Here is a 16,551-nt window from a genome sequence, read left to right as displayed (position 1 = left end):
AATTCTCTGCCAAGGCAGCTTCCCACAGAGAAGGACAATGAAGCCCCTGTGAGAAGCCTGCTTGCAAGCGAATGTCGATCAACCAGGATTCGCTCCATTATTGCCCGGCTTCCCGTTCGCGCCGTTGTCGGCGCGCTTTGCGGGCTTCCTGCCGGCGCTTCTCCTCGAGCATGCGCTCATCCGCTTCCTCGTGCTTCCAGTGCTGCACGGCGATTTGCGCCTTCACTTCTTCGAGAATATCGAGCAGGGTTTCGCGAATCAGCGTGTTCAGTTGTTGTTGCTGGCCGCTGGTGGCGGTGTTGATCAGATCATTGATCAGACGATCCAGCCTTTCACGGTTGGCCGGCGCGCTGATGTCCTCCACCAATTGCTCCACCAGAGCGTCGCCGGCATCGCGCACGGTCTCGCCAAGCAGGGCGACGGCACGGGGGCCGGCCACCGGAATCGCCGCCAGCCGGCGGCCCGCCGGGGTGCGGTTCACCGCCTCGTTGGTGAGGTGGCTGAGATAATCGCCGAGCTGGTCCCGGTACTGGTCGTGACTGCGCCGGGTGGCATCGGCGATGCGTCCGCCGAGGTAGTCCACCAGCTCGTCACGGCGCGGTAGCAGCACGTCCTGCTCGATGCGATGCATCAACTGGCCGCCGCTGACGATCTCCCGCTGGGCGCCTTCCAGGATGTTGATCACCACCCGGTCGGAAATCTCCTCCACCAGGATCCGGTAATACTTGAGCACGGTGCGGCCCAGATAGGTCTCGGTGAAATCCACCACGCCCCGCTTCTGCAGCCGGTACATGAGGCTGATCACGCGCAGGATCCGCAGCCAGCGGAAACTGCCCACCGGAATACAGCCGAGCAGATCGTACCAGTGCGCGAAAGGGTAGAAGAACCAGCGATGGTAGGTGCGCCGGCCGATGGCGAAGCCCCAGCGAATCACGAACTCGGTAAGGAAAACCGCCACGAACCAGAGGTCGATCTCGAGGAAATTGGCGTGCACGGTGTCCCGGTAGAAGCTGAAAAACGCCGGTGACAGCATGTGCAGAAAATCCTGCACGGCGGGGATGCGGAACAGCCAGTCGAACAGGATCAGTCCCAGATTGAGCAGGATCAGGCCGATCATCGCCAGATCGACCAGATAGCCCAGGCTGTCCAGATCCAGGCGCAGCCGTTTCAGGTTCAGGCGCACGTTCATGAGATCGGGTCGAAGCGGCTCCACACCGGGCAGTGGTCGGAGGGTTTCTCCATGGCGCGGATATCGTAATCCACGCCGCTGTCCCTGAGCTTGTCGAGCAACGGCCGGGTCGCCAGCAGGGTGTCGATGCGCAGGCCGCGGCGCGGATCACGGTGGAAGCCCTTGGAGCGGTAATCGAACCAGGAGAACACGTCGTTGGTTTGCGGATTCAGGTGGCGGAAGGTGTCCACCAGCCCCCAGTCCAACAGCCGCTGCCACCATTCGCGCTCTTCCGGCAGGAAGCTGGTTTTGCCCTCGCGCAGCCAGCGTTTGCGATTGTCCTCGCCGATGCCAATGTCCAGATCGGTGGAGGAAATATTGAAATCGCCCATGATCACCAATTGTTCATCCGGCTTGTGTTCGCTTTCCAGGTACTGTTGCAGGTCCTCGTAGAACTTCTGCTTGGCCGGGAATTTGGTCGGGTGGGAACGGTTCTCGCCCTGCGGAAAGTAGCCGTTGAGTACCGTCACCGGAGCGCCATCGCGATCATGCAGACGACCGATGATCATGCGCTTTTGCGCTTCCTCGCCATCGCCGGGAAAGCCATAGCGAATATCCGCCAGCGGCTCACGGGTGATCAGGGCGACGCCGTAATGTCCCTTCTGGCCGAAATAATAGGGGTGATAACCCATATCCCGCACCGCCTGTTCGGGAAACTCGCTGTCCTGCACCTTGGTTTCCTGCAGACCGATCAGCGCCGGCTGGTACTTGTTGATCACCGCCTCCAACTGATGCAGACGGGCGCGAATACCGTTGATGTTGAAAGAAATCAGAGTCATGCCTTTTCCTCGGATCGTTACTCGGCCGCTGGCGGCCGTCGGCCATCGGGGCATTGTACACGAGCGGACCTGCGTTGCGTTGAGCGCTCGGCTGACCGAATTCGCCCCCCATGATGTCGTAATCGGTCCATGTGTTTCCCCGCCGGTGTGGCTATGATGTCCGCCTTTCCACGCTGGTTCTGAGGTTCATGCATGACGGATACCGATAACACCGGTGACGCCGGGCGCGAAACCACGCTCGCGTTCGCCCATGCCAACGGTGTGCCCGGTCACAGTTACGACACCTTTCTGGCGCCGCTGGCGGAGCACTATGATGTGCGGATTATGGAGTGTCTGGCGCACGATGCGCGTTTCCCGGTGGACGCCGACTGGAAAAGCCTGAGCCTGGAACTGGAAGAGTGGATGCGGGAGCTGCCCAAGCCGCTGATCGGCCTGGGCCATTCCATGGGCTCGGTGCTGATGTTTCACGTGGCCCAGCGCCACCCGGACTGGTTCAAGGCGCTGATCATGCTGGATCCACCCATGGCCAACGGATTCCGCGGCGTGGTCATGCGCGGCATCAAGGCGCTGGGCCTGCAGGACCGGTTCACCCCCGCCGGCCTCAGCAAAACCCGGCTCGATCATTGGGACAACTGGGAGGACGTGGAGAGCTATTTCGGCTCCCGTGGCTTCTTCAAGGCGTTCGATCCGCGCTGCCTGCGGGATTATCTGCGGGCCGGTCTGGAGCGTCACGGGGACGGCTGGCGGCTGCGCTTCCGCCCGGCAATCGAAGTGGCCATCTTCCGCGAAGTCCCCACCGGTCTCACGCGCATGCCCCGCCTCAAGGTACCCGGCGCCCTGGTCACCGGCCAGGACTCGCCGCCGCCGTTTCATCACAGCGGCGCACGGCACGCGCGCCGTCACCGTCTGCGCCGGCTGTTCTCGCCAGGAGGCCACATGTACCCGTTGCAATACCCGGAGCGTACCGCTGAAATGGTGCGGGAACTGATCGTGGAACTGACCGGAGCCGAGCATGTCCTCCCCGCCGACCAAAAGAGTGCCTGAAGAACGCCGCTTTTCCGCCTACGGACAGACCCTGGCGGCGCTGTATTGGGATGGGCCACATGCGGAGGAAGAGCGCGAACCGATTCTGGCGCTGCATGGCTGGCTCGACAATGCCGCTTCTTTTCTGCCGCTGTCCGCGCATTTGAACCGGCCCATGGTGGCGCTGGACTTCGCCGGCCATGGACATTCCGAGCACCGCCCGGCGGAGCTGGCCACCCATTACGTGGACCATGTGCGCGACGTGCTCGCCGTGGCCGACCAATTGGGGTGGGACCGCTTCGTGCTGATGGGGCATTCCATGGGAGCAGGGGTGGCCTGCCTGTTCGCCGCCACTTTCCCCGAGCGGGTCAGCAAACTGGTGTTGATCGAAGGACTGGGCCCGCCTGCCACGCCGGCCAATGAAGTGGTCAGTACGCTGCGCACGGCCATCGATCAGATGCACTCCCTGCCGGAGAAGCGCAAGCCGGTCTATGCCCACCAGGACGACGCGGTGGCGGTGCGCCGGCCCGCGCTTGGCGGCCTCGAAACCGAATCCGCGCGGCTGCTGTGCGAGCGGGGGCTGGTGGCGGTGGAAGGCGGCTGGACCTGGCGTACCGACATGCGTTTGCGGATTGCCTCCTCGGTTCGCTTCACCGAGGAACAGGTGGAAGGCTTTGTCCGTGCCATTGAAGCACCCACCTTGCTGATCCTGGGGGAGAATGGTCTCGCCGGCGAGGTGAAATTCGAGCACCGCTTCGACTGGCTCCGGGACGCCCGTCGGATCATCCTGCCTGGACGTCATCATTTGCATATGGATACGCCCGAACCGGTGGCGGCGGAGATCCAGGGTTTTCTGGCCTCGTAAGGACGACCGAGACCGGCACCGGCGGCATTTCGGTGGCTCGACATTGTTGACAGTGACATTGATCGATGTAAATTAGATTCTATCTAGACAACGTCCAGATGGAATCCGACATGTCCACCGCCAAACAAAAAGCACAACAGCTGCATCGCGCGGCGGGCCATTCCTTGAAGGCCCGCCGTGTCCGCTTCGATTTCTCCGGGACGCCACTGCACTGGTTGCCGGAAGACCCGTTTTCCTCCTACATGATCAACGGCATCCATTTGCTGCTGCCTGCCGGGGAACTGTGGTTCTGTCGCGTCTATAACCAGGCCCTGCCGCTGATCAGCGATGACGCTTTGCGGGCCGAGGTGGAGGGCTTCATTCGCCAGGAAGCGATTCACTCTCGTGCCCACTCCGGCGCCCAGGAGTACCTGCGCCGCCACGGCTTGAGCGTGGAGGACTATGTGGCGCGGGTGGATTGGCTATTTGGCACTTTCCTGGGTGATACGCCGTTGGCGGTACCGATGTTTCGGCAGCGTCATCTGGAAAAGCCCTGGCTGGTGCTGCGGGTGGGCCTCATCGCCGCGATCGAACACTTCACGGGGGTACTCGGCCAATGGGCGATGGACAATACGTCCTGGGAAGAGCAGGGCGACGCCGCCATGGCGGACCTGTTCAAATGGCATCTGGCGGAGGAGGTCGAGCACCGCACCGTGGCTTTCGATCTGTTCGATCATCTGTGCCGCACCCAACTGGGGTTCTATGTCAGCCGACAGGCGTTGATGGCGCTGGTGTTTCCATTGTTCATTTACTTCATCTCCGAAGGCGCGCGCAGCCTGGCGCGCCAGGATCCGGATCCGCGCGTGCGCCGGATCGGCCGGCAGTGGATTCCGCGACTGTTATGGCGGTTGCAGCGCACCGGGCGCCGCACCGGCAATGTGCCCACCTTCAGCTTTCTGGTGGCGGCGACCCTGCGCTGGATTCACCCCGGCTTCCATCCGTTCTTTGAAGGAAACACCGAACAGGCGCTGGCGTACCTGGCGCGCTCTCCGGCGGCGCGGGCGGCGGCCTGACTCCGCGAAGGGCATGAACCCTGCATGACCGGTGGCACATGGTGATGTGGACCGGTCATGAACAAACTCGACAGCGCTCTGCTGAATATACTGATCAAGGACGCGCGCGCCTCCTACGCCGATATCGCCCGCCAGCTCGGCATTTCCCGTGCCCACGCCCGCACCCGGGTACAGGGGCTGGTGACCAGCGGCGTCATTGAGCAATTCTCCGCCGTGGTCAATCCGGAGAAGCTGGGCAAGGTGATTTCCCTCTTCATCGATCTGAAAGTGGCGCCGACGCAGTTGGAAACGGTGTCCCAGGAACTGGCGGACTGCCAGGAAGTAGTCAGCCTTTACATCATGAGTGATTTGCAGAGCCTGCATATTCACACCCTCACCGACAGCTTCGAAAGCTTTGACGCCTTTGCCCGCCGCCGCATCTTCAACCGTCCGGAGGTCCTCTCCGTCGACTGCAAAATGCTGATGTCCCGCGTCAAGCACCGGCGTGGCGGCCCGCGTCTGTAGCGTCGGCTTCGCACTGTGCGGGTGCGGCGGTACGCAAGCGGTGCGCGCCATACATCTGTCAGCGATGGCGGCCCCCGGACTGACGATCGGACACCAATGTTTGCCGCCAGATGACAAATGGCTTCCCGGCCCGTGGTGATACGCCATTTGTCATTCGTTTGTGCGGTTTTCCGGCTCCGCACTGGGCGATGCCGGTGCTCATGGAGAATGGCTCGCTGTAAAAGAAAAAAGATAAAAATCATAGCGTTACGGGTAGCTACGGTTTGGCATGAGCCTTGCTGAGGTCGGCATTACAAATGCCTTCGGGTGCTGATCATGGAAACAGGAGCAGACCACCATGACCCTGAATCGCCGCAAGTTCCTCGCCACCGCCGGGGCCGCCGCGTCCGGCGCGATACTGGGTGCCCCCGCCGTTGTTCGCGCGGAGTCGCAAACCACGTTCAACTGGAAGATGACCAACGCCTACCCGCCGGGCGCGCCGTTCTATGTGCAGGGGCCGGGCAGTCCCACCGACTTTTGCAAGAAAGTGGAAATCCTCTCCGGCGGGCGTCTGAAGATCCAGCATTTCGCCGCTGGCGAATTGATTCCCGCCATGGAAGGGTTCGACGCGGTGTCCAAGGGGCTGGTGGAGATGAACGCCGCCAACGCCTATTTCTGGGCCGGCAGAATTCCCGCCGCGCAGTACTTCACCACGGTACCTTTCGGCATGAACACACAGGGCATGAACGCCTGGATTTACCACGGTGGCGGCCTGGAATTATGGAACCAGATCTACGCCGAGCACGGGCTGGTGGCCATGCCAATGGGCAACACCGGTACCCAAATGACGGGCTGGTTCCGCAAGCCGATTGAAAATGTTGGCGATCTGGATGGGCTCAAGATGCGTATCCCGGGGTTGGCGGGCCGGGTCTACGCCGAGCTTGGCGTGACCGTGCGCCTGTTGCCCGGCGGCGAAATCTTTCCGGCGCTGGAGCGGGGCGTGATCGATGCCGCCGAGTTTGTTGGTCCCTACCAGGACCGGCGTCTCGGGCTGCACAAGGCGGCCAAATACTATTACACCACCGGTTGGCACGAGCCGACCAACGTCACCGAACTGATCATCAACAAAAAAGCCTGGGACAGCCTGCCCGAGGATTTGCGAGCGGTGGTACGGACCGCCGCGCAAGCGTGCAATGTGGAGAGCCATGCCTGGTGTGAAGCGGTCAACGCCGATGCCCTGACCGACCTGGTCACCAATGAAGGCGTGGATGCCCGGCCGTTGCCGGCGGACGTGGTGGCGAAATTGAAGGAGGTCACCGCCGAAACCCTCGAAAGTCTGGCCAAGGCGGATAAAACCACGCGCAAGGTGCACGACGCCTTCATGGATTTCCGTGGCAAACACGAGTCCTGGGCGGCGGTGAGCGAAAAAGCCTTCATGATGCTGTGAGAGCCTTGCTGATGGATGGGTTGTTGAACCGTTTTGTAGTGAAGCGCCTGGAGCCCGTGGTGCGGGCCGCAGGCTGGGTGGCCCGTGCCGCCGTGCTGATGCTGGTGGTTCTGGTCGCCACCAATGTGCTGCTGCGTTATGTGTTGTCCTGGAGTCCGGTGGGCATGCAGGAAGCCGAATGGCATCTGGTCTCGCCGATCGCGTTGCTCGGCATGGCCTACGCGGTCTATCACCGCGCGGATGTGCGGGTGGATTTTCTTTATGAACGCTTCGGGCCGCGCACGCGTGGATGGGTCGATTTGCTCGCCAGTCTGTTGACCCTGGCGGTCGGCGCGCTTATCGCCACGCTGGCGATACCCTATGTGATGCAGTCCTATCACACCGGTGAGGGATCGCCGGATCCCGGCGGCCTGCCTTACCGCTATTTGCTCAAAGTATTCATTCCATTGGGATTCGCGTTACTGGCGTTGCAGGGATTGATCGACGTGCTGCGTGCCGGGGCGCGGTTGTTTTCCCGCGCAGCACCCGAGGATAGCCGGGAGCCCCGCCCATGAGCGGTAATGAATGGTTGATACTGGCGCTGATCGGCGGCTTTCTGACGCTGATGATGATCGGCGTGCCGGTGGCGATCTCACTGGCGGTATCGGGGTTCACCGTCGGCTTCATCGGCTTCGGCCCCATGCTGTTTTCGCTGTTGCCCGCGCGCCTCTACGGCGTGGTCACCAATTACACCATGCTGGCGATCCCACTGTTCGTGTTCATGGGCGTGATGCTGGAAAAATCGCGGGTGGCCGAGGACATGCTGGAAACCATCGGCCGCCTGATGGGGCCGGTGAACGGCGGCATGGGCATCGCCATCGTCATTGTCGGTGTGCTGATGGGGGCGTCCACCGGTATTGTCGGCGCCACCGTGGTGACCGTGGCGATGCTGACCCTGCCGACGTTGATGCGTCGTGGTTACGCCCCGTCCATCGCCTCCGGCACGATTTGCGCGTCGGGCACGCTGGGGCAAATCATTCCCCCCAGTCTGGTGCTGATTCTGCTTGCCGAAATCGTCGGTGAATCGGTGGGCACGCTGTTCGCCGCGGCGTTCCTGCCCGGCCTGGTGCTGGCGCTGGTGTACGTTGTGTTCCTGCTGATACTGGGCCGGTGGCGGCCATCCTGGGTGCCGGCGATTCCCGCCGGGGAGCGGGCGACATCGGGTGGGCTGGGCCGTGACCTGCTGCGCACCGTTTTGCCGCCGTTGCTGCTGATGATGGCGGTGCTGGGGTCGATCATCGCCGGTATCGCCGCGCCCACCGAAGCGGCCTCCATGGGGGCGCTCGGCAGCGCCTTGATCGCGCTCGCCGCCCGCCGTATGAACGCCACGTTGCTACGCGAAACGCTGCACGGCACCCTGACCATCACCGCCATGGTGTTCTTCATCCTGTTGTGCGCTCAGCCCTTCGCGCTGGCCTTCCGTGGGCTCGGAGGCGATCACCTGGTGCATGAGCTGTTCGCGCTGCTGCCCGGGGGCGAAATTGGCGCCGTATTGTTTCTGATGTTGCTGTTGTTCGTGCTCGGCTTCTTTCTCGAGTGGATCGAGATTTCCTATATCGCGTTGCCCATGTTTCTGCCGGTGTTCCATGGCTATGGCACCGACATGGTGTGGCTGGCGACGCTGGTGGCGATGAATCTGCAAATGTCGTTCCTGACGCCGCCGTTTGGCTGGGCGCTGTTCTTCCTCAAGGGCGTGGCGCCGCCGGGTATCACCACCCGTCACATTTATCTCGGTGCCTTGCCGTTTGTGTTGTTGCAGATGCTGGCGGTGATGATCCTGTTCTTCGTGCCCGAAGTGGCCACCTGGCTGCCCAAGGCCATTGGTTGGTGATTGGTCTGTCCCGCACAAAAACCGGACCCTGGAAACAAAAAAACCGGTCGCTACAAAGCCGCTGTAGGAGCCAGCCCTGCTGGCGAATAGGGCACACCGCAAAAAGAATTCGCCAGCAGGGCTGGCTCCTACAGTGGCTTCGTAGTCCGGTCCATGGGAAGCCGCTTTAGCTGCGAGTCGGCTTGCCGGTATCCGCATGGGCCTGCTGATCCACAACCCCGTTTCCGGGAGGAAAGGACCGCGACGGATCAAATGCGTCGCGGGCGCAGGGCGATGAGCACCGGTACCGTCAGGCACAGCCACGACAGGGCGTCCCAGACGCCGTCGGCGAGCAGGGCGGAAACCAGCCCCACCGCGCTGACCACGCCGATCCAGAACGGGATGCGGAAAATGCCCCACAGCCCGGCGGGTTTTGCCACGGATCGTTGCTGCGTGTTCATGCGGCGTCCTCCAGCAGGTAGTCCGGTTCTCCTTCCGTGGCTCGTTTGCTGCCGCGTCCTTTGCCGAGCCACAAATACAATCCGCTAATAAGAACCACGATAGTGATCAGATCCAACACCGCCCACAGCAGCTTCAGTGGCAGGCCGCCGTAGTCACCGAAGTGCAACGGCTGTGACAGAAACAGGGTTTGGGCGTACCAGGGCATGGCGCGGGTGGCGGTGATCTCGCCGCTGGCGGCGTCCACCAGCACCGGGGTCAGCACGCGGCTGGTCACCGGCGTATTACCCACCAGATAGATACCATAGTGATGCGGGCTGGCGAACGGTGTGCCGGGAAAGGCCAGGGTAAGCAGGTGACTATCCGGAAAAGCGGCCCGGACCGCGCCAGTAACCCGATCCGCGGCGGCGTAGTGTTCCGGTACGGGCCGGTCCCGATGAGAGGCGCTCATCGCCGCCAGTTCGCTGGCCTGCCACAGGCGCTCGATGGGCACCGCCAGGGTATTGATCATCCCGGTCAGGGTGACCACCGCCAGCCAGACCACGGTGACGATACCCAGCAGATTGTGCAGATCCAGCCAGCGCAGGCGCCGGCTGCGTTGGGTGCGTACCGTGGCGAAGGGCTGTTTGCGCATGAACGGCGCGTACAGCACCACGCCGCTGACGATGGCGATCATCACCAGAAGTCCCATCAATCCCAGAAACAGCATGCCCGGCAGCGCGGCGAACAAATCCACGTGCAGACGCCTCATCACATACATGAAGCCTTCCGTGGGTTGCGCCACGTCCAGGCGCCGGCCATTACGCAGATCGAAGGTCTGATAGTGAAAGGTCTCCGGCAGGCTCATCGGCGAGGCGCCGGTGGCCACCATCACCAGTGGATCCTCGTCGTCGAAGAACGCGTAGAGGACTTGTTCATCCGGGCGGTTGCGATCCGCTTGGTCGATGATGCTCTGTACCGGCACCGCCGTGTGGTCCTTGGGCAGGGTTTCCAGCTCCGGCAGCGTCAGATGTTCGATCTCATGATGAAAGATCAGCGGCAGACCGGTCAGGCACAGCATCAGCATGAACACGGTGGCGATCAGGCTGCTCCACTTGTGCACGAAGGACCAGAGGCGAAAGGCACGTGGTGTCATGATGGTTCTCCCTTAGCGCGCTTCACAGGTCCACGGTGACGGAAAGGGTGAGCGTGCGTGGCACGCCGATGTTCACCCCTTCATAACCGCTGGCGCCCTGCCAGTAATCCTCGCCAAAGGCGTTTTCCAGGTTGGCGCGCAGTACCACGGGCGTACCGGAAAGATTGAGCCGGTAGCGGGCGCCCAGGTCCACCCGGTGCCAGTCGGGAATAGTGCGGGTGTTGGCGGCGTCCAGATAAGCTTCGCCGGTGTAAATCCAGCGGGCGCCGAGACTGATTTGGCGTGACAGATCCCAGTCGAGACCCAGGTTGGCCTGCTTGCGGGAAACGCCGGGGGCGTCGTTATCGTTATTGTCACCGCCTTCTGTATCGGTCAGGCGAGGCTGGATATAACTCAGACCGGAAAGTACGCGCAGGCCGTTTACCGGTTCACCGAAAAGACTCACTTCCACGCCTCGATTACGCTGTCCGCCGTCGGCTTTGAAAACATTGTCACTGTTCACGTAGGCGCTGGGTTTTTTGATCTGGAAAGCGGCGAGGGTGGCACCAAACCGGCCGCTGTCGTACTTCGCGCCTACTTCGAACTGTTTGGTTTTATAGGGGGCCAGAATGGTGCCCGGATTGCTGGCGGTGAGCGGCGCGGCATCGCCGGGACTGAGGCCTTGGATGGCGTTGGCATAGAAGGTCAGGTTGTTCAACGGCATGACCGCCAGGCCGATCAGGGGAGTCCAGAGTTGTTCGTTGTAATCGCTGGTTTTGGCGCCGGTTTTCTGATCGTAGTTATCGGTCTTGATCCACTGACGGCGAGCGCCCAGGGTCAATTGCAGGCGGTCGTCCAGCATCAACAAGCGGTCGGTGAGGGTTAGACCGCTGAAGACGTATTCCTGGGTGGTGGGAATGTGGCCATCCAGGGAGGAGTAGTCCACGTCCAGATCCTTGGCTGGAGCGTAGAGATTGCCGGTCACGGGTGCGCCAAAATCATAAACGACGCCTTCGCGATGTTTAAGACGATTCACACTCAGTGACCACTGATGGTTCACGGCGCCGGTGGCGAAGCGTCCGCGCAGGCCAGTCTGCGCCACCAGGGTGCGCCGTTCGGCGCGTTGGCGCGCCGAGCCGAAGTCCGACGCGCCGCTGTCCCCATCGGTAACCACAACATTGGCGGCTTCGGTGTCCCATTCATTTTCGCGACCACCGAAGGTAAGAAAGCCGGTGAGGTGATCATTGAAGTCGTACTCGGCGTTGTTGGCGATGGATAAGGTCTGGGCGTCGGAATAGGAGTTTTTCATGCCGAACAGACGGTCGGAGTCCGGTGCGTCCGGCATCGACACGCCTTCAGCCACCTGGATCGGCCGGATCACTCCGTTGAGTTTCTCCTTCTGGAACAGCAGATCGGAGGACAGTCGCAAACGCTCGCCCTGATAATCCAGCGCCAGAGTCATCAACGGGAATTCCCGGCTCTGGTCTTCCAGAGCGGTGTCACCCTGACGATAGACGCCGTTGAAGCGCACGCCGAAACGCTTTTCGTCACCGAACCGTCGCCCCGCATCCACATGAGTGCCGACCTGACTGTCGGAGGTGTAGTCCACGCTGAGCCGGGTCAGCGGCTGCGCCGCCGCCCGTTTGGGCACCACGTTGATGGCGCCGCCGACGCTGCCGCTGGGGGCCATGCCGTTGAGCAGGGCGTTGGGGCCGCGGATCAGTTCCACCCGCTCGGCGAACTCAATCGGTACCCGCCAATAGGGCAGCAGGCCATAGACGCCATTGAGTGCCACATCATGGTTGTTCACCGGAAAGCCGCGAATGGTGTAGCTGTCGTTGAGGTCGCCCCGGGCGCCGGTGAGACGTACCGCGGCGCTGTTGTTGACCAGAATATCGGCGACGCTGCGCGCCTGCTGATCGTCCACCAGTTCGGCGGTGTAGGCGGTGATATTGAACGGCGCTTCCATCATATCCATGTCGCCCAGCACGCCGACTCGGCCGCCGCTGGCCACCTGACCGCCGGCGTAGACCGGCACCGGCATGGCACCGCTGGAGGCCGGAACATCGGCGTTGACGTCGATCGGCGCCAGACGCGAAGCCGCCGGTTGGATTTGATAGCCGCCCTGGCCGTTGGCGCGCGCCTGCAGCGCCGTGCCCGCCAGCAACTGCTGGAGGCCGTCCGCCACCGTATAGCTGCCATTGAGTCCGGGGCTGCGCTGATCCTTGACCAGCTCGGGAGAGAACGACAGCAGGATCCGCGCCTGTTGTCCGAAACGGTTCAAAGCGGCTTCCAGGGGGCCGGCGGGGATACTGTAGCGCTGTCGCGCATCGGCGCTGGGAGTCGCATTCTGGGCCAGCGCGGCGGCGGGCAGCAGCGGCAGGCCAAGGCTCAGGGCGACAAGCAGGGACCGCCCCAGGGAGGGAAGGGACCGGTAAGCAAGGGAGGTCAGCAAAACAGACATCAGGGACTCCGGGTCAAGGGAGAGAAGTGGCTTTACCTCCTATGTCCCGCGAGTCGTGCGAAACAGCTCACCCGGAAGACGATTTTGGCAAAATCCGTACCCAATAGCGGGTCAGGAAGCGCACTTCCACCGGCAGGATGCCGGGCAGGGCGGTCAGTACGCGGTCGCTGTCGGCCAGCGGGTAGGTGCCGGACAAGCGCAGATCGGCCACCGCTGGATCGCAACTCAGAGAACCATTGCGATAGCGATCCAGTTCCGTCAGGAAATCCGCCAGACGCAGATTGCTGGCCACCAGCATGCCATGGGTCCAGGCCGCGGCGTTGTCGTCCAGAGGAGCCGCCGGCGCCACGTCGAAGGCATTGAAGCGCCGCTGCTGGCCGGCCGGCACCCTGGCGGCCTCGTGCCCCTGACCGCGGGGGTGGATCGCCACCACGCCTTCAAGCACGCTGAGACGAACGGCATCGTCCAGAACCCGTACCGTGAAGCGGGTGCCCAGCGGGCGCAGTTCTCCCTGCCCGGTTTCGACCACCAGAGGACGGCGGTCCTGACCCGTGTTGACCATGATTTCACCGGCGACCAGGCGCAGCCGCCTTTGTTGATCGTCGAACAGTACATCCACGGCGCTGTCGGTATTCAGTGTCAGCTCGGTGCCGTCCTCGAGCCGGTGGGTTGCACGCTCGCCCACCGCGGTGCGCAAGTCCGCCCGCCACACCGGCCAGGCATCACGGGTACTCCAGGCGCCGCCACCGAGAAACAAGGCGGCGACCAGCGATTGCACCAGACGCCGACGCGTGCGCGACCGGGAAGAGAGAGGAGGCGTGAGCAGGGTAGCCCGGGCCAGCGGCGCCCGGCGCGGCCCGCCGAGATCGCGCAGGCGCTGGTTGACCTGCTCGATGTGCCGCCAGGCGCGGCGGTGATCCGGATCGGCATCATGCCAATGGCGAAACGCCTCCTGGCGGTCGGCGGCCATGTCACCGGATTGCCATTCCACCAGCCATTCCACCGCCTGCCGGGCGATCTCCTTGGGAATGTCCGGAGGAGTGGGCAGCCCTTCCTCGGTGTCGGCGGACCAGAACTCACTCATGCGCTTTCCAGAGCGAAGTAGCATTGGGCGGAGGCGCGAATCAGGTAGCGCTTCACCGTGCTGATCGACAGGTTCAGCTTGTCGGCGATGGCCTGATGGGTGAGGCCGTCCAACTGGGCGTAAAGAAAAGCACGCTTCACCGGCAACGGCAGATCCCCCAGCATCCGGTCCACCTGGTGCAAGGCTTCCAGCAGCAGAGCGTGTTCCTCTGGCGAGGGCGCCTGCTCCTCGGGCAGTGCCGCCAGACTCTTCAAGTAAGCGGCTTCCACTTGCTCGCGGCGCCAGTGGTTGGACAGCACCCGGTTGGCCAGGGTGGTGAGGAAGGCCCGCGGTTCGCGCACGGTAATGGCTTCCCGGCGCACCAGCAGGCGCATGAATGTGTCGTGGGTGAGGTCATCGGCGCGCTGATGGCAGCCGAGCTTGCGACGGAACCAGTTCACCAGCCAGCGCTGGTGGTCGCCATAAAGCCGGTCGATTTGCTGGTGCCACTGGCCGCCACTCGCCATCGCGGATCGTCTTCCCCGTGCTCATTCATGATAATAATAATGGTTATCATTATGGGGGCTGACGCGGCAGCGCGCAATTGTGGGAAAGGCCCGATGCTGCCCGGCGGTTTCCACGGAAAGGACCGCGAAGCCGCTGTGGGAGTTTGTCCGGGCGGCGGGCCGCTGCAAGCGAATGGGCTGTTCACCTGGTTTCCTTATCCGCTGGACTCGTGGATCTCCTCGAAACGGATGCCGGCGTTGATCAGGCGCTCCAGCAGTTGGTCGCGCAGCGCCATCACTGGTGTGATGACGCCGGTGTCCCGCGGTTGGCCTGGATCCAGAGCCAGCGCCATGGCGGTTTCGGCAAGCATGCAGGCGGTTTCGTCGTAGCCGGGATCGCCACCGGATACCCGGCACAGCACTTCGCTGTCTCCGCAACGGCCGCGCAGCCGCACCTGGAACCAGGAGCGGGCACGGGTGGCCGCGTCCGGGCCTTCGCCAGCGGGGCGGCGTTGCAACAGCCAGCGCCGCAGCGGGCCCACTTGCGCCGCGCCGATCAACGCGCCGACGGCGGCGGCGCCCAGGCCCAGCTTGAGCGGATTGCCGCTGGCCAGGTAATGGCCATAGCGGAATTGCGGGCCATAGCGCTCCAGAGCGCGGGCGGAGCGCAGCACCACCATCGGGTCGATGGTTGGCAGCGGTGCCAGCCAGCCGCCCAGATCCGCGTCGCGCCGTGCGCGGAAGGGCACAGTGGCGACCTGTCTCGGATAGTCCCGGCGCAGTTGCTCGTTGGCCCGGCGCAGGCTGTCGCGATTGGCGCCGGGGCGGGCGAAGGCCTCCAGGGCGGAATGCCAGGTGCCGCCGGAAAACTCGGCGGAAGCGGTCAGCGCCCCTTCCACCGTTACCGGCTGGTCCAGCGGGCGGCCGTGGGCCTGGGTCAGCCGGTTGATGGTGAACAGCACGCCGGCATCGTAGGGAATGGAGTCAAAGCCGCAACTGTTGACGATGGCACAGCCGGCGTCGCGGGCAGCGGCATGGTGTTCCAGCAGCAGGCGATTGACGAACTCCGGCTCACCGGTGAGATCACAGTAGTGGGTACCTTGGCTGATGCAGGCCCGCACCAGCGGTTCACCATGACGGACATAGGGCCCCACCGTGCTGGCCAGTACCCGGGTCCTGGCGGCCATGGCATCGAGGCTGGTGTCGTCGTCGCTGCAGGCAATCAGCAGATCCGGACGGTGGCCGCGCTGTTCCAGGGCGGCGGCGATTTTCTCCAGACCATCACGGTGCCGTCCGGCGATGGCCCAGCGGACATCCCGGGGCAAATGACAGCTCAGGTAGCGGGCGGTGAGCCCGCCGGTGAAACCGGTGGCGCCGTATAACACCAAGGCATAGGGACGTGCGTCGCTCATGCTGCCCCCCGATCCTGTTCAGAACTGGTATTCCAGTGTACCTTCCCCGCCGTTTCTGGCCCATCATAGAGTTCTTTGCACACAGGCTTACTGGCCAATACGAAAAAACGTTCGGGAGACAACATGGAAATGACGGTGGAGCGCCGCTATCCGGTGGATGTGGAAACGTTGTACGCGATTCTGACCAGCAAGGCGTTTTTCGAGCAGCGTTATGCCTGGGGGAAGGTGGAGGATTATCGCTTTGATGCCTTTGAACAGACCGAGGACGGCGCGCTGATCCGCATCGTCCAGCCGATTACCATCCGCGCCGACAAAATTCCCGGTTTCGCCCGCCGCTTTTTGCCCACCCGGGCCGACCTGACCACGGAATTCCGTTGGCACCCGGCGCCGGAAGGCGGGTACCGCGCGGAATACCGCTTCGCCCTCGGCAATGTGCCGGTGAAAGTCAGCGGCACCATGACACTGCTACCCGGCAGCGATGGCGGCGGCGAATCCCGCCAGATCACCCAGGTGGCGGTGCGCTCCTCGGTGCCCCTGGTGGGCGGCAAACTGGAAAAACTGATCGGCCAGCGTTTCGACCAGGCGTTGGAAGGGGACTATCGGGCCACGCTGCGGTATATAAAAGAAAAGCAGTGAAGAGTTAATAGGGAACAGGGAAGAGTTAACAGTGAATAGTTAATAGTTAATAGTTAATAGTTAATAGTTAATAGTGTGGACTGGCCCCATTTAAGTAGACACGGACTGTAAAGTAGCCGCATAGGCGTTGGGGGTGAGCCCTCCCAGCGTCATGTGGCGTCGTACTTTGGG

General features: G+C 62.9%; 16 protein-coding genes. 8 read left to right on the top strand and 8 right to left on the bottom strand.

Annotation, left to right across the window (positions count from 1 at the left end):
- Positions 1-97: 97 nt before the first annotated feature.
- Together CRO06_RS13985 and xthA are read right to left on the bottom strand one after the other, a co-directional pair.
- Positions 98-1,189, bottom strand: a complete 1,092-nt coding sequence (locus tag CRO06_RS13985) for an ion transporter (protein ID WP_026949605.1) — start codon at positions 1,187-1,189, stop codon at positions 98-100.
- Complete coding sequence (gene xthA, locus CRO06_RS13980; protein ID WP_022996003.1) at positions 1,186-2,007, bottom strand: exodeoxyribonuclease III; 822 nt, start codon at positions 2,005-2,007, stop codon at positions 1,186-1,188. The genes CRO06_RS13985 and xthA overlap by 4 nt, the downstream gene beginning before the upstream one ends.
- Before the next feature lie 192 nt (positions 2,008-2,199).
- On the opposite strand from xthA, the gene CRO06_RS13975 reads away from it, so the two are divergent.
- The 7 genes from CRO06_RS13975 (at position 2,200) to CRO06_RS13945 (ending at position 8,747) form a co-directional block, all read left to right on the top strand.
- The gene (locus CRO06_RS13975; protein WP_080531141.1) at positions 2,200-3,051 is read left to right on the top strand and encodes an alpha/beta fold hydrolase; all 852 of its coding nucleotides are present in this window, start codon (positions 2,200-2,202) and stop codon (positions 3,049-3,051) included.
- Positions 3,020-3,895, top strand: coding sequence for an alpha/beta fold hydrolase (locus tag CRO06_RS13970; protein ID WP_097058701.1), 876 nt, complete (start codon positions 3,020-3,022; stop codon positions 3,893-3,895). Before CRO06_RS13975 ends, CRO06_RS13970 begins: the two co-directional genes overlap by 32 nt.
- Before the next feature lie 110 nt (positions 3,896-4,005).
- Positions 4,006-4,947: a metal-dependent hydrolase gene (locus CRO06_RS13965; RefSeq protein ID WP_063141550.1), complete on the top strand. Its 942-nt coding sequence runs from the start codon at positions 4,006-4,008 to the stop codon at positions 4,945-4,947.
- A gap of 57 nt (positions 4,948-5,004) precedes the next feature.
- Positions 5,005-5,451 (top strand): Lrp/AsnC family transcriptional regulator, encoded by a 447-nt coding sequence (locus CRO06_RS13960; protein ID WP_097058700.1) that lies wholly within the window; start codon positions 5,005-5,007, stop codon positions 5,449-5,451.
- 337 nt (positions 5,452-5,788) lie between these two features.
- Entirely contained in the window at positions 5,789-6,877 is a 1,089-nt protein-coding gene (locus CRO06_RS13955; RefSeq protein WP_063141552.1) for a TRAP transporter substrate-binding protein, read from the top strand.
- A gap of 11 nt (positions 6,878-6,888) precedes the next feature.
- On the top strand, positions 6,889-7,431 hold the full coding sequence (locus CRO06_RS13950) for a TRAP transporter small permease subunit (RefSeq protein WP_063141554.1): 543 nt from the start codon (positions 6,889-6,891) through the stop codon (positions 7,429-7,431).
- Complete coding sequence (locus tag CRO06_RS13945; protein ID WP_097058699.1) at positions 7,428-8,747, top strand: TRAP transporter large permease; 1,320 nt, start codon at positions 7,428-7,430, stop codon at positions 8,745-8,747. Before CRO06_RS13950 ends, CRO06_RS13945 begins: the two co-directional genes overlap by 4 nt.
- A gap of 248 nt (positions 8,748-8,995) precedes the next feature.
- On the opposite strand, the gene CRO06_RS13940 is transcribed toward CRO06_RS13945, so the two are convergent.
- The 6 genes from CRO06_RS13940 to CRO06_RS13915 form a co-directional block, all read right to left on the bottom strand.
- On the bottom strand, positions 8,996-9,187 hold the full coding sequence (locus CRO06_RS13940) for a hypothetical protein (RefSeq protein ID WP_097058698.1): 192 nt from the start codon (positions 9,185-9,187) through the stop codon (positions 8,996-8,998).
- On the bottom strand, positions 9,184-10,320 hold the full coding sequence (locus CRO06_RS13935) for a PepSY-associated TM helix domain-containing protein (RefSeq protein WP_097058697.1): 1,137 nt from the start codon (positions 10,318-10,320) through the stop codon (positions 9,184-9,186). Before CRO06_RS13935 ends, CRO06_RS13940 begins: the two co-directional genes overlap by 4 nt.
- A 22-nt stretch (positions 10,321-10,342) precedes the next feature.
- Positions 10,343-12,763, bottom strand: a complete 2,421-nt coding sequence (locus CRO06_RS13930) for a TonB-dependent receptor (RefSeq protein WP_097058696.1) — start codon at positions 12,761-12,763, stop codon at positions 10,343-10,345.
- A 67-nt stretch (positions 12,764-12,830) separates the two neighbouring features.
- Positions 12,831-13,847 (bottom strand): FecR domain-containing protein, encoded by a 1,017-nt coding sequence (locus tag CRO06_RS13925; protein ID WP_097058695.1) that lies wholly within the window; start codon positions 13,845-13,847, stop codon positions 12,831-12,833.
- On the bottom strand, positions 13,844-14,353 hold the full coding sequence (locus tag CRO06_RS13920) for a sigma-70 family RNA polymerase sigma factor (RefSeq protein ID WP_022995992.1): 510 nt from the start codon (positions 14,351-14,353) through the stop codon (positions 13,844-13,846). Before CRO06_RS13920 ends, CRO06_RS13925 begins: the two co-directional genes overlap by 4 nt.
- A gap of 194 nt (positions 14,354-14,547) precedes the next feature.
- Positions 14,548-15,744 (bottom strand): saccharopine dehydrogenase family protein, encoded by a 1,197-nt coding sequence (locus CRO06_RS13915; RefSeq protein WP_026949615.1) that lies wholly within the window; start codon positions 15,742-15,744, stop codon positions 14,548-14,550.
- Between the two features lie 123 nt (positions 15,745-15,867).
- Between CRO06_RS13915 and CRO06_RS13910 the strand changes: the two genes are divergently transcribed.
- Positions 15,868-16,380 (top strand): DUF2505 domain-containing protein, encoded by a 513-nt coding sequence (locus tag CRO06_RS13910; protein ID WP_022995990.1) that lies wholly within the window; start codon positions 15,868-15,870, stop codon positions 16,378-16,380.
- Positions 16,381-16,551: the final 171 nt, after the last annotated feature.

Source organism: Alloalcanivorax xenomutans (assembly GCF_900217905.1).
GTDB classification, from domain to species: domain Bacteria; phylum Pseudomonadota; class Gammaproteobacteria; order Pseudomonadales; family Alcanivoracaceae; genus Alloalcanivorax; species Alloalcanivorax xenomutans.
The sequence above is the reverse complement of the archived record's forward strand: the minus strand, read 5'-3'. Positions and strand labels throughout refer to the sequence as shown.

Bases quoted from the DNA above. Each gene is read 5' to 3' on its own strand.
- CRO06_RS13985 (WP_026949605.1), bottom strand. From the start codon at position 1,189: ATGAACGTGCGCCTGAACCTGAAACGGCTGCGCCTGGATCTGGACAGC.
- xthA (WP_022996003.1), bottom strand. From the start codon at position 2,007: ATGACTCTGATTTCTTTCAACATCAACGGTATTCGCGCCCGTCTGCAT.
- CRO06_RS13975 (WP_080531141.1), top strand. From the start codon at position 2,200: ATGACGGATACCGATAACACCGGTGACGCCGGGCGCGAAACCACGCTC.
- CRO06_RS13970 (WP_097058701.1), top strand. From the start codon at position 3,020: ATGTCCTCCCCGCCGACCAAAAGAGTGCCTGAAGAACGCCGCTTTTCC.
- CRO06_RS13965 (WP_063141550.1), top strand. From the start codon at position 4,006: ATGTCCACCGCCAAACAAAAAGCACAACAGCTGCATCGCGCGGCGGGC.
- CRO06_RS13960 (WP_097058700.1), top strand. From the start codon at position 5,005: ATGAACAAACTCGACAGCGCTCTGCTGAATATACTGATCAAGGACGCG.
- CRO06_RS13955 (WP_063141552.1), top strand. From the start codon at position 5,789: ATGACCCTGAATCGCCGCAAGTTCCTCGCCACCGCCGGGGCCGCCGCG.
- CRO06_RS13950 (WP_063141554.1), top strand. From the start codon at position 6,889: ATGGATGGGTTGTTGAACCGTTTTGTAGTGAAGCGCCTGGAGCCCGTG.
- CRO06_RS13945 (WP_097058699.1), top strand. From the start codon at position 7,428: ATGAGCGGTAATGAATGGTTGATACTGGCGCTGATCGGCGGCTTTCTG.
- CRO06_RS13940 (WP_097058698.1), bottom strand. From the start codon at position 9,187: ATGAACACGCAGCAACGATCCGTGGCAAAACCCGCCGGGCTGTGGGGC.
- CRO06_RS13935 (WP_097058697.1), bottom strand. From the start codon at position 10,320: ATGACACCACGTGCCTTTCGCCTCTGGTCCTTCGTGCACAAGTGGAGC.
- CRO06_RS13930 (WP_097058696.1), bottom strand. From the start codon at position 12,763: ATGTCTGTTTTGCTGACCTCCCTTGCTTACCGGTCCCTTCCCTCCCTG.
- CRO06_RS13925 (WP_097058695.1), bottom strand. From the start codon at position 13,847: ATGAGTGAGTTCTGGTCCGCCGACACCGAGGAAGGGCTGCCCACTCCT.
- CRO06_RS13920 (WP_022995992.1), bottom strand. From the start codon at position 14,353: ATGGCGAGTGGCGGCCAGTGGCACCAGCAAATCGACCGGCTTTATGGC.
- CRO06_RS13915 (WP_026949615.1), bottom strand. From the start codon at position 15,744: ATGAGCGACGCACGTCCCTATGCCTTGGTGTTATACGGCGCCACCGGT.
- CRO06_RS13910 (WP_022995990.1), top strand. From the start codon at position 15,868: ATGGAAATGACGGTGGAGCGCCGCTATCCGGTGGATGTGGAAACGTTG.